This window comes from Mammaliicoccus lentus (assembly GCF_947036595.1).
Classification (GTDB): Bacteria; Bacillota; Bacilli; order Staphylococcales; family Staphylococcaceae; genus Mammaliicoccus; species Mammaliicoccus lentus.
The window spans coordinates 1,325,747-1,338,431 of record NZ_OX344834.1; the positions used below are offsets into that span (position 1 = coordinate 1,325,747).

The window sequence follows — 12,685 nt, forward strand, 5'->3', positions numbered from 1 at the left end:
TAAGACCCCTTTATTTAATTTATTATTGTTTAAGACTAGCACGTTTCTTTCCGTTTGGTAAATAATACGCCGTAACAATAATGCCCACAATTATTATACACCATGATACAAACATTAATAAAGCGTTCCCAATAAGAATACCTAATAATAAGACTAAAGTAGGAATAGATATAATAAATGTTATCATTTTAAACCAAGTCATATATCTAGATTTTTTATTTAACAGGATACTAATTAAGTGACCTATAAAAGCAACTATAGCAATTTTAAATGAAATACTCATAAATTGTATAAACAATAATAGTAAGATAATGATAGAGAAATAAAAATATTTGGAAGCATTAATAGTATCGATAAAACTAGATAAATCCTTTTCATCATGAATTACACTTGATAAAGAACCATAACTTATTTTAGTATGATCATTATAATTTGAAATTTCTATGTCCTGTGGTTTAAAGACGACTAGATGTTCGGGTTTCATTTTAAATTGTTGTGATTTAGTAAATACAATAGAATGTTTATCATTTAGTTTAATGATTTTTTCTTCAGACAGTTTCATTTCATTATTATGTATTTTAAACTTAGGAATTTCATCAACTTCTTCGTGAGCTAATGTAGATATATTTTGAGTGATTTGAAAATACTGAATAGTATTCGGTATAATTAGAATTATACTCAGTAGTAATATATGTAGAAAAACATATCTCAATTTAGTAATTCTATACATGGGATATTTTTTTGGATGCTTAATCAATCTCTTTAATTCATTAACATATTGCATGCGTTCACCTCATTCTTAATTAATAATAATGATAAATCGATTTAAGTGCAACATGATTAAATACTAAACTAAATATTTTGAATATTAATAAACAAAAGATTTGTTTAAATAGAATAAACTTGATAAGATAAGTATGTAAAACAAATGAGGAGGATGATTATTTATGGCTTTTGAATTACCAAAATTACCATATGCGTATGATGCATTAGAACCACACATCGATAAAGAGACAATGGAGATTCATCATACGAAACACCATAACACTTATGTAACAAAACTAAATGATGCAGTTAAAGGTACTGACTTAGAAAGTAAATCTATTGAAGATATTATTAAAAACTTAAATTCTGTACCAGATGATATCCGTACTGCAGTTCAAAACAATGGTGGCGGACATTACAATCACTCATTATTCTGGGAGATGTTAACTCCAAATGCTTCTGAACCATCAGGCGAAGTAGTAGATGCAATCAGTTCTACTTTCGGTTCATTAGACAAATTTAAAGAAGAGTTTGCAGCAGCAGCAGCTGGACGCTTCGGTTCAGGTTGGGCATGGTTAGTTGTAGATAACGGTGAATTATCAATCGTTTCAACTCCAAACCAAGATAACCCATTATCTGAAGGTAAAATTCCTGTATTAGGTTTAGATGTTTGGGAACACGCTTACTACTTGAAATACCAAAACAAACGTCCAGATTATATCAGTGCATTCTGGAATGTTGTAAATTGGGATAAAGTAAACGAATTATACCAAGCAGCAAAATAATTTATTAATAGAGTCCGGGGCATAATTAATTGTCCCGGACTTGTTTTTTATTGGCAGTAGTTGATTGGATTGAAATTCTCTTATATCAAGCTTTTTTCATTCCTAATCATCCAAGCTGGGGTGAGATAACGAAATCTTTTTAGAAAAAAGAGATTTTCCTCTCGCTCTCTTTTTTTATAAAATTTCAACTATATCAATAGCATTGTTAGCTATAATCATATATTATGAAAGTATTATATTAGAGTTGAAAAGGTAGGTTTAGTTCTTGAAACGATTAAAAAAGAAATCTAAAGAAGAAGAATTTCGACTTTTAATGAATAAACGCGTAAGTATCATCTTAGGGATAGTTGTCATTTTATTCTCAGTCTTAATTATGCGATTAGGGTATTTACAAATTGTAAAAGGTGCTGAGTATAAGAGAACAATTGATAGTACAGAATCAATAACTGTGAACGAATCGGTCCCTAGAGGTCGAATTTACGATAGAAATGGAAAAGTACTAGTCGATAATGAATCTAAGAAAGCAATTACATATACAAGAGATAGAAGAACGAGTCAGGATGATATTTTAGATATTGCAGAAAAATTATCTCATTTAATAAAAATGGATACTTCTCGTATCACAGATCGAGATAAACAAGATTACTGGATTATCAAAAATCAAGATAAAGTGCAAAAACTTATGAAAGATGAACAAGCACTTTTCTCTGACGGTAACATAAGTCAAGATGATTATGATGAAGCTTTATACAATAAAGTGACGAAGAAATATACAGATGAATTATCTAAAGACGATTTACAAGTTTTAGCTATTTTTAGAGAAATGAATTCAGGTTCTCAGTTAAGCCCGGTAGTCATAAAAAATGAAGATGTAGGCAATGAAGAATATGCAGCAGTATCTCAACATTTATCTGAATTACCAGGTGTTAATACGACAATGGACTGGGAAAGAAGATATCCATATGAAGAAACACTAAGAACATTATTTGGTGATGTTTCTAGCAAAGAGGAAGGTTTACCGAAAGAATTAGTAAACGACTATTTATCAAAAGGATATTCAAGAAACGATAGAGTAGGTAAATCATATTTAGAATACCAATATGAAGATATTCTAAAAGGTTCTAAGAAAAAAATGAAATACGTTACTGATAAATCCGGAAAAATAACAAGTTCTGAAGTTATATCTGAAGGATCTAGAGGTAATGATCTTGTCTTAACAATCGATATAGATTTACAGAAAAAAGTTGAAGAATATGTTGATAAACATATAGAATCATTACGAAATAAAGGTGCCAAAGATATGGATCGAGTGATGGTTGTTGTACAAGACCCAAGAAATGGTGATGTACTTGCAATGGCAGGTCGAGATATTGATGAAAATGGCAAAATTACTGACAATCATATCGGAAATATTACAAGTCAATATACAGTTGGTTCATCTGTAAAAGGCGCTACTTTATTAGCGGGTTATCAAAACGATGCATTAAAAGTTGGAGATTCAATGGTCGATGAACCATTAAAATTTAGTGGTGGTTTAACAAAACGTTCTTACTTTAACCAAGATGGTACGAAGAGAATAACAGATGCTGAAGCACTTATGCATTCATCTAACGTGTTTATGTATAAAACAGCATTATTATTAGCGGGCACACCATATAATAGTGGTATGTCATTACCATCTGATGTGGAAGAAGCCGGTATTAAATTAAGAAAAGGGTTAAACCAAGTAGGGTTAGGTGTTAAAACAGGTATAGATTTACCAAATGAAACAGCAGGTCAAATCGAACCTATTAAAGATAATCCAGGTAATTATATTGATTTAGCAATTGGACAATTTGATACTTATACACCAATACAATTATCACAATATGTTTCTACAATAGCTAACGATGGTTACCGCTTAAAACCACACTTAGCAAAAGAAATTAGAAATTCTACTAATGAAGATTCACTTGGACCTATTAAGAAATCATTTAAAGGTGAAGTGATGAACAAAGTAAACAATAATGATAAAGAAATAAAACAAGTCCAAAAAGGTTTCGATATGGCATTTAATAAAGAAGAAGGAACAGGGTATTCTAGTTTCCATGATACTGTAGTTAGATCAGCAGGTAAGACTGGAACAGCAGAAGTATTTAAAGATGGTAAACCACAGGTTAACTCAACATATGTAGGATATGCACCAGCTAAAGACCCTGAGTTATCATTCTCAATCACATATACAAACCAACCAGTACCAGAACCATGGTTACCAGGTGGGGACTTAGGTAGAGATATCATAAATTATTACTTTAAAGATAAAAAGTAATTCATAAAGAGGCTGAGACAAATAAATTGTCTCAGCCTCTTATTTGTGTAAATAAAGTAGCGAATGTTGCAAGACGAGGTCCACGTGCAACATAAAGCCCTCGAATGTTGCAAGACGAGGTCCACGTGCAACATAAAGCCTCTGAATGTTGCAAGAGAAGGCGCACGTGCAATATAAAGACTCTGAATGTTGCAAGACGAGGTCCACGTGCAACATAACCAATCTACTACTCGCGCTTATTGTTTATGAAGGATAAGAAGAGAGTAGATACTCTAGGCAAACATGTACGAACAAAATTGAAGTTTATATAAAAATAATATCTCATTTCTAACTGAATAAATCAGTAAAGTGAGGACTTATTTATTTTGAGTGAGGATTTATGTTCCAAGCTCCTTTTTTATTTTATCAGCTATATTTAGCCGTTTTATGCCTTTTCGACTTATATTTGTCACAACTAATGACGATATAAACGTTTTCATAACGTCTTAACACAAACTTTACATTAGGTTTATTTGTAATTAATAAAGTAATTGTAAAGTGAAGATGTAATAAAGATTAAGGGTGTAATTAATAGGAGGATTTGACATGAAAAAATGGCAATTGATTGGAACTACAACTGCATTAAGTTCTGCACTATTATTAGGTGCTTGTGGAGGCGCAGCAGAAAAATCTAGTTCAGGAGAAAGCAAATCTTCTGGAGACGATAAATTAAGTGGTGAAGTTAAAGGTGATGGTTCTTCAACAGTAGCACCTGTAATGGAAAAAATAAATGAAGAATTCTCAAAGGATCAGCCTGATGTGTCAGTATCAATCGGGGTTTCGGGAACTGGTGGAGGATTTGAAAAATTTATCGCTGGTGAAACAGACTTTTCGAATGCATCTCGAGAAATTAAAGATGAAGAAAAAGAGAAACTTAAAAAAGAAAACATAGAATATACAGAATTTAAAGTAGCTCAAGATGGTTTAACAGTAGCAGTTAATAAAGAAAATGATTTTGTAGACGAATTGAGTAAAGATGAACTAGCAAAAATTTATAATGGTGAAGCTAAAACTTGGAAAGATGTAAATTCTAAATTCCCAGATAAAAAAATAAAAGCTTTTTCACCAGACCAATCTCACGGTACTTACGATTTCTTTAGTGAAGAAGTATTAGATGAGAAAGATTTAAAATCAGAAAAAAATGCTGATACAAACGTTATTGTTAAATCAGTGCAAGATAACAAAGATTCAATCGGGTTCTTTGGATATAACTTCTATCAAGAAAATAAAGATTCATTAAAAGCAGTGAAAATTAAAGACGATAAAGATAAAGCAATAGCACCAGAAGAAAAAACAATAAATGATAATTCTTATCCTTTAAGTAGACCATTGTTTGTATACGCTAAAAATAAATCACTAGAAGAAAATGATGCATTCCACGGATTTATGGAATATGTAATTGAACATTCTAAGAAAGCATCTAAAGATGCAGGATATGTTCCACTTAAAGATGAAGAATATGACAAAGATAAAGAAACATTAGAAAAGTTTAAAAAATAATTAAAAATCAATCAAAGCTAAGGGCGTCTTAATGTCGCCCTTTTTCAAAATGAAGGAGTCAATTGTATGAAAGAACAAACTTCTGTTCAAGAATTAATAAAGAAAAATAATAATAATAAAGGAAAAGTATTTGCTGATAAAGCAGTTCCAATTGTATTGCTACTTATTGCCTCTGTTTCAGTACTTACAACTATCGGGATATTATTTACACTTTTAACTGAGACAGTAACTTTCTTTACAAGAGTAAATCCAATGGAATTCCTACTATCAAAAGAATGGGCGCCGTTTTCTTCCGATCCTAAATACGGAATTTTCTCTCTAATTCTCGGTACTTTAAAAGTAACTGCAGTTGCAACAGTCTTTGCTGTACCAGTTGGATTAGGAGCAGCACTGTATTTAAGTGAGTATGCATCGGATAAATCAAGAAGAATTATTAAGCCGATTTTAGAAATTTTAGCGGGTATACCAACTATTGTTTATGGTTTCTTTGCTTTAACTTTTGTTACACCAATATTAAGAAGCGTTTTCCCAGAATTAGGCAGCTTTAACTCAATTAGTCCAGGTTTAGTCGTGGGGGTCATGATTATACCAATGATTACAAGTATGAGTGAAGATGCTATGAGTTCAGTACCTGATTCTATTAAAGAGGGTGCATTAGGTTTAGGAGCTACTAAATTTGAACTTGCTACAAAAATAGTGTTTCCTGCAGCGTTATCAGGCATCATTGCTTCAATTGTATTAGCGATTTCTAGAGCAATTGGTGAAACAATGATTGTTTCACTAGCAGCTGGTAGCACACCGGATTCATCATTTAGTTTAATAGGTTCTATACAAACCATGACAGGGTTTATTGTTCAAGTTGCAACTGGCGACGCAACATATGGTTCTGATATTTATTACAGTATATATGCGGTTGGTTTCACATTGTTCTTATTCACATTTATTATGAACATCATTTCTCAGTGGGTAACGAAGCGCTTTAGAGAGGAGTATTAATATGTCGAATACAAATTTAGTAGATCAATCAATAGTTCGCAAAAAATTACCTACTAGGCTAATGAAAAATAAAGTTATTAAAAGTGTATTTTTAATTTGTACACTAATAGGTTTAGTCGTATTAGCTATTTTGTTATTTGATATATTTAGAAAAGGAATGACACATCTTAATGTGGATTTCTTTACTAATTTCTCATCTACGACACCAAGCAGTGCAGGTATTAAAGGTGCGTTAATTGGTACACTTTGGTTAATGATGACGATTGCACCAATATCAATCATTCTTGGAGTAGGAACAGCTATATACATGGTGGAATATGCTAAAGAAAATTGGTTCACAAAATTCATTAGAGTGAACATCTCTAACTTAGCAGGTGTACCATCAGTAGTCTTTGGTTTATTAGGGCTAACAATATTTGTTCGAGGCGCAGGATTTGAGAATTTATCATTAGGGAAATCGGTAATAGCAGCAGCACTAACGATGTCTTTAATGATATTGCCAATTATCATTGTAGCTAGTCAAGAAGCGCTAAAATCAGTGCCTTCGTCTATTAGAGAAGCTTCTTTAGGCTTAGGCAGTACTAAGTGGCAAACAATTAAAAATGTTGTATTGCCAGCTTCTATACCAGGAATATTAACTGGTACCATATTAGCTTTATCGAGAGCGTTAGGAGAAACTGCTCCATTAGTAGTAATCGGTATACCAGCCATATTAATGAAAACACCAAATAGTATATTTGATTCATTCCAGGCGTTACCAATGCAAATATACAACTGGGCTAAACTGCCCCAAGCTGAATTCCAATTGGTCTCATCAGCGGCAATTATTGTATTGTTAATCATACTCATAATAATGAACTCAATAGCTATTTATATTAGAAATAAATATCAACGTAAACTTTAAATCAAAATGAAGAGGGGTCATAATGATGACAGACGTTAAAATAAGAGAGTTATCTCAAAATGCTACATCAAATGAAAACTTAGAAAATAAAAAGATTATAGAACAAGAAAAAAATATTGTATACAAAACAAATAATTTAGATTTATGGTATGGTGATTTCCATGCTTTAAAAAATATAAATTTAGATATTGCTGAAAATGAAGTTACAGCAATTATAGGACCATCTGGTTGTGGTAAATCAACTTATATCAAAACGTTAAATCGTATGATTGAATTAATTCCAAGTGTAAAAACATCTGGAGAAATTATTTATAGAGATAAAAATATTTTTGATAAGAAATATAGTGTTGAAGAATTAAGAACGAATGTTGGTATGGTGTTCCAAAAGCCAAATCCATTCCCTAAATCAATATATGATAACATAACTTATGGACCTAGAATTCATGGTATTACAGATAAAAAAATTCTCGATGAAATTGTAGAACGTTCTTTAAAAGGCGCTGCAATTTGGGACGAGTGTAAAGATAAATTAGATCAAAATGCTTACAGTTTATCTGGGGGACAACAGCAAAGAATTTGTATTGCACGTTGTTTAGCTATAGAACCGGATGTTATTTTAATGGATGAACCTACATCGGCTTTAGATCCAATATCAACACTTAAAGTTGAAGAGTTAGTACAAGACTTAAAATCAAAATACTCTATCATTATTGTTACACATAACATGCAACAAGCAGCTAGAATTTCTGATAAAACAGCTTTCTTCTTAAATGGATACGTAAATGAATTTGATAACACTGACAAAATCTTTTCTAATCCGGCTGACAAACAAACTGAAGATTACATTTCAGGGAGATTTGGTTAATATGGTTATAAGAGAAAAGTACGAAGGCGAACTGAAAGCACTTATAGAAGATTTATTTGAATTAGGTAAAGAAGTATATAATATGATAGAACAGTCTGTGTCAGTGTTAAGCGATGAAGATAAAAAAAACGCTAGAGCACTTATTGCTTATGATAGTAAAATTAATAAAATGGAATATGATATTAATGAAAAAGTAGTAATGTTAATTACAAAACAACAACCAATGGCTACAGATTTGCGCGTTATGATTTCTGCACTTAAAATTGCTTCTGAACTAGAAAGAATGGCGGACAACTCAACGAACATTGCTCAAATTAGGAAGCGTGTTATTATTACTGATTATTTTATTCTTACAAGATTAAAAACTATGGGTAAATTAGCGATGTTAATGTTAAAAGATTTAGAAAATGCAATTCGAAATAAAGATATATTATTAATCAAAGAGATTATTGAAAGAGATACAGATATTGATGATTTGTATAGAGAAATTAGTAATACAACTTATTTAATAGATGATGATCCATTTATTTCGACTCAAGCACATTTAGCTGCAAGGTATTTAGAAAGAATAGGCGACCATATAAAAAATATAAGTGAAAGTTGTTATTACTATATAACAGGTGAACACTATGAATCTATTGAAAAATAATACTGGAATTCTGTAACCATAGATGGTATTATAAAAAGGTCGTATATTAATTGAAATAAGAACAGGAGGGTTCATCATGCGCGTAAACGTAACTTTAGCATGTACTGATTGTGGTGAAAGAAACTACATCTCTAAAAAGAATAAACGTAATAACCCAGAGCGAATCGAAATGAAAAAATATTGTGCTCGCGACGGTAAACACACTCTTCATAGAGAAACTAAATAATAAAACGAATGAAAACACATGGCTATTTTATAGTTATGTGTTTTTTATTTTTATATAATGAAAATGAATTTATAAGGTGCAACAACTACCTTACCCAGTATTTCTTATGTTATTATTAAAGGTGTCTAACGTGGTTTTAAATAATTTATTTAGGAAGTGTAGAAGACCATGACTACTAAAAAATTACTTAGAAAAAAAGTACTTCAAGAAATGAAAGAACAAACTAAAGCTCAAAAATTAACTTTTGATGAAGATTTATATGAACAATTATTTAAACATGATTATTTTATACAAGCTAAATCTGTAGCAATTGTTTTGAGCATGGACCATGAAGTGAATACGGATTCTATTATCGAAGAATTGCTTAAATTAAATAAAGAAGTTTATGTACCGACGACAAATTACTTAACAAAAGAAATGAAGTTTCAGCGATTATACGATATGAATTCTATATCATTCGATTCAAAAGGAATAAGATTTATTACTAAAGAAACGGAAATAAGTGATGATATCGATTTAATTATTGTACCTGGTGTTGTATTTCGTCATGATGGTTATCGGATTGGTTATGGTGGAGGATATTTTGACAAATATCTTGCGGATTATACTGGTTCAACTTTAAGTTTAGTATATCCAATACAAATTCATGGTTTTGATATAGAAAGTCATGATGTACCAGTACAAGAATTATTATTACCAAGAGAAGTATATGGAGAAAAATAAATGGAAAAATTAAAAAGAATGTGGAAGTCGATTTATTATTTAGTGTACACAGAAGGTTATACAATATTATCAATTGATGAGGATAATGACGAAATTTGGCTGACTCATGAAGCTAAAAAAACAGTTAAACGATTTATACATAAAACACCAACTCATCAAGAAGTGGACTTTGACTTTAAAAAAGTCACAGACCATCTTAGTAATTTAATAGAGTTTATAGGGTTTAGTTTTGAACAGTTAGATGTATTTTATATATCTGATAAAGAGATGGACTTAACAGAGTTTAAGCAAACTAGTCGTCCTAAAATTAAATACTATGTTATTAATGAAATTAAAGATTTTGAGAAAGTAACATCACATGTAGTGACAAAACATCAAATTAAACGTAATAAATTAATGTCTGTTACAACATATAAAAATAAATTATTAAACGCTAGTTTTATAGATAAATTTATGTTGAAATTTTCACCAGTAACATATTTTTTAATCGCAATTAATGTCATTGTATGGTTATCAATAGTTCTAGTGTTTAAGCGAGATTCACAAATTAGCTTAATAGATTATGGAGGACTCGTTCATTTCAATGTGGTGCACGGCGAATGGTATAGATTGTTTACCTCCATGTTTTTACATGCAGACATCACACATTTACTGATGAATATGTTCTCGTTAATCGTATTTGGTAAATTGATAGAAGGAGCCATAGGTTCTATAAAGATGGGGACGATATACTTAATTTCCGGTTTATTCGCTGGCATCGTTTCTTTAAGTATTGATACAACTTCTATTTCGATTGGTGCTAGTGGCGCAATATTCGGGTTAATTGGTGCGTTTATCGTTTATCTATTTACTAAAAGTAATATTAATAAACAATTTGTTTTACAAACATTTATAGGTATTTTGATTATTTCATTATTTACGTTATTCATAAATAATGTTAACCATTTTGCTCATTTAGGTGGATTTATCGGTGGTGCTATCATTATGTATTGCATTCAAAAATGGATGGACAACGATAAGCGTAAATGGTTATATTTCATTGGATTTTTCGTATTAACTATTATTCTCATAATCGTAATTTTTAATAGGCAACAACATTATATTTATGATGAATTAACGAAAGATGCTATGAATCAAGGGAATTTTAATAGCGCTGAAAAGATGATTACACATATAAAAAATAAGCACTTTGAGTCAGATGAAACATATATACTTAGCGGTCTAATTAAAGCTAATGATAAGTCATTAGACGAGGCTATACTAGAATGGGAAAAAGGATTAAAAGCTTTTCCAGACTCAGCAGATTTAAATTATCAACTCGCATTAGGTTATCGTGCAAAAGATGATTACGATAAAGCAGAGAAATTTAATAACAAAGCGATAAAATTAAATGGAAATAATAAAAATTACAGTGCTTTGAAAAAAGAAATCGCAGCATTTAGGAGTTAAAGATGAATAATTTATATGATGTACAACAATTGTTGAAAAAATTTGGTTATATAATATATTTTAAAAATGAAGATGATCAATTAGAAATGATGGAGCAAGAAATTAAAGATTTATACAAATCGATGTTAATTTCGAAGGAAACATTTTTACAAGCAAGATTAATTATAAATCAGAGAAGGATTGAAAATAAATGACATATATACTATCAGCTGATATTGGCGGAACTACTTGTAAATTAGGGATTTTCGATGAAAAATTAGACATAGTTGAAAAATGGGAAATAGCGACTAATAAAGCAGGGGAAGGAATATTAGAGAATATCTCCGATTCTTTCAACGTACATTTAAAAAAACATGATATTTCTTTATCAGATGTACTTGGAATGGGAATTGGAGTACCTGGGCCAATAGATTTTGATAATGGCATAGTTCATGGAGCGGTAAATTTAAATTGGACAGGTAAAATTGAAGTTAGAAAAATCATGCAACAATATTTTGATGGCCCAATTTATGTAGATAATGATGCTAATGTAGCTGCTTTAGGAGAGAAGTTTAAAGGTGGAGGACAAAACGAAAGTGATGTTGTTTGCATCACATTAGGAACTGGTGTTGGAGGTGGAATCGTCTCTAACGATGAATTAGTTCATGGACATAATGGTTCGGGAGCTGAAATTGGGCATTTCGTAGTAGATCATGAAAAAAGGTTCCGATGTAATTGTGGTATGAAAGGTTGCTTAGAAACTGTAGCTTCTGCTACTGGTGTTATTAATTTAGTACACCATTATTATTCAAATATGAGTGTTAAATCTAGTATCCACGACTTAATCACAACTAAAAATGTTTCAGCAAAAGATGTTTTTGATGCAGCAAAAATAGGAGACGAGTTTAGTTTATTTATAATTGATAAAGTTGCTAATTATATTGCGTATGCGGCAAGTATTATGAGTGTCATGAGTAACCCTAAATATATTATAATTGGGGGAGGCGTTAGTAAAGCCGGTGATATTTTAATTGAATATATCAAAGAGCATTATGAAAAAATGACGTTCAAGCCTGCTAAAGAAGACACAGAAATTGTTGTTGCGAGTTTAGGTAATGATGCAGGGATTATTGGTGCAGCAGGATTGATTAAAACATATGTAATAGATAAGGAGAATGCATAATGGCAATTGTAGATGTCGTAGTAATTCCAGTCGGGACTGAAGGACCAAGTGTAAGTGAGTATATCGCTGATATTCAATTAATTTTGGAAAAACATAAAGAAACTGGTAAAATAGATTTTCAATTAACACCAATGAACACATTAATTGAAGGTGACTTAAAAGATTTATTAGAAGTTGTACAAGAGATTCATGAAAGTCCATTTAATAAAGGACTAGATAGAGTTTGTACAAATATTAGGATTGATGATAGAAGAGACAAATCGAGAAAAATGAATGAAAAATTAGATTCAGTACAAAGACATTTAGACAAATAA

At 30.8% G+C, this 12,685-nt stretch carries 14 protein-coding genes; 13 read left to right on the top strand and 1 reads right to left on the bottom strand.

Annotation, left to right across the window (positions count from 1 at the left end; all coding sequences use genetic code 11):
* Positions 1 to 22: 22 nt before the first annotated feature.
* On the bottom strand, positions 23 to 784 hold the full coding sequence (locus ACNMOQ_RS06600) for a DUF1189 family protein (RefSeq protein ID WP_016998591.1): 762 nt from the start codon (positions 782 to 784) through the stop codon (positions 23 to 25).
* Between the two features lie 163 nt (positions 785 to 947).
* On the opposite strand from ACNMOQ_RS06600, the gene ACNMOQ_RS06605 reads away from it, so the two are divergent.
* The 13 genes from ACNMOQ_RS06605 to ACNMOQ_RS06665 all read left to right on the top strand — a co-directional run bounded on the left by ACNMOQ_RS06605 (position 948) and on the right by ACNMOQ_RS06665 (position 12,685).
* Positions 948 to 1,550: a superoxide dismutase gene (locus ACNMOQ_RS06605; RefSeq protein ID WP_016998592.1), complete on the top strand. Its 603-nt coding sequence runs from the start codon at positions 948 to 950 to the stop codon at positions 1,548 to 1,550.
* A 313-nt stretch (positions 1,551 to 1,863) separates the two neighbouring features.
* On the top strand, positions 1,864 to 3,858 hold the full coding sequence (locus ACNMOQ_RS06610; RefSeq protein WP_064211060.1) for a peptidoglycan D,D-transpeptidase FtsI family protein: 1,995 nt from the start codon (positions 1,864 to 1,866) through the stop codon (positions 3,856 to 3,858).
* Positions 3,859 to 4,443: 585 nt separating this feature from the next.
* Positions 4,444 to 5,397 (top strand): PstS family phosphate ABC transporter substrate-binding protein, encoded by a 954-nt coding sequence (locus ACNMOQ_RS06615; protein WP_017000221.1) that lies wholly within the window; start codon positions 4,444 to 4,446, stop codon positions 5,395 to 5,397.
* 66 nt (positions 5,398 to 5,463) lie between these two features.
* Positions 5,464 to 6,393, top strand: coding sequence for a phosphate ABC transporter permease subunit PstC (gene pstC, locus ACNMOQ_RS06620; RefSeq protein WP_017000222.1), 930 nt, complete (start codon positions 5,464 to 5,466; stop codon positions 6,391 to 6,393).
* Between the two features lies 1 nt (position 6,394).
* Entirely contained in the window at positions 6,395 to 7,297 is a 903-nt protein-coding gene (pstA, locus tag ACNMOQ_RS06625; RefSeq protein WP_064211047.1) for a phosphate ABC transporter permease PstA, read from the top strand.
* A 22-nt stretch (positions 7,298 to 7,319) separates the two neighbouring features.
* Entirely contained in the window at positions 7,320 to 8,162 is an 843-nt protein-coding gene (pstB, locus tag ACNMOQ_RS06630; protein WP_017000224.1) for a phosphate ABC transporter ATP-binding protein PstB, read from the top strand.
* A gap of 1 nt (position 8,163) precedes the next feature.
* On the top strand, positions 8,164 to 8,811 hold the full coding sequence (phoU, locus tag ACNMOQ_RS06635) for a phosphate signaling complex protein PhoU (protein WP_064211048.1): 648 nt from the start codon (positions 8,164 to 8,166) through the stop codon (positions 8,809 to 8,811).
* Between the two features lie 76 nt (positions 8,812 to 8,887).
* Positions 8,888 to 9,037, top strand: coding sequence for a 50S ribosomal protein L33 (gene rpmG / locus ACNMOQ_RS06640; protein WP_016911879.1), 150 nt, complete (start codon positions 8,888 to 8,890; stop codon positions 9,035 to 9,037).
* A gap of 168 nt (positions 9,038 to 9,205) precedes the next feature.
* On the top strand, positions 9,206 to 9,760 hold the full coding sequence (locus ACNMOQ_RS06645; protein WP_416350372.1) for a 5-formyltetrahydrofolate cyclo-ligase: 555 nt from the start codon (positions 9,206 to 9,208) through the stop codon (positions 9,758 to 9,760).
* Positions 9,761 to 11,209 (top strand): rhomboid family intramembrane serine protease, encoded by a 1,449-nt coding sequence (locus tag ACNMOQ_RS06650; protein ID WP_135020316.1) that lies wholly within the window; start codon positions 9,761 to 9,763, stop codon positions 11,207 to 11,209.
* Between the two features lie 2 nt (positions 11,210 to 11,211).
* Positions 11,212 to 11,403 (top strand): YqgQ family protein, encoded by a 192-nt coding sequence (locus tag ACNMOQ_RS06655; protein WP_017000229.1) that lies wholly within the window; start codon positions 11,212 to 11,214, stop codon positions 11,401 to 11,403.
* Positions 11,400 to 12,371 (top strand): ROK family glucokinase, encoded by a 972-nt coding sequence (locus ACNMOQ_RS06660; protein WP_416350373.1) that lies wholly within the window; start codon positions 11,400 to 11,402, stop codon positions 12,369 to 12,371. Before ACNMOQ_RS06655 ends, ACNMOQ_RS06660 begins: the two co-directional genes overlap by 4 nt.
* Positions 12,371 to 12,685 carry an MTH1187 family thiamine-binding protein gene (locus tag ACNMOQ_RS06665; RefSeq protein WP_394877673.1) on the top strand — a complete coding sequence of 105 codons (315 nt, stop codon included), beginning with the start codon at positions 12,371 to 12,373 and terminating at the stop codon, positions 12,683 to 12,685. The genes ACNMOQ_RS06660 and ACNMOQ_RS06665 overlap by 1 nt, the downstream gene beginning before the upstream one ends.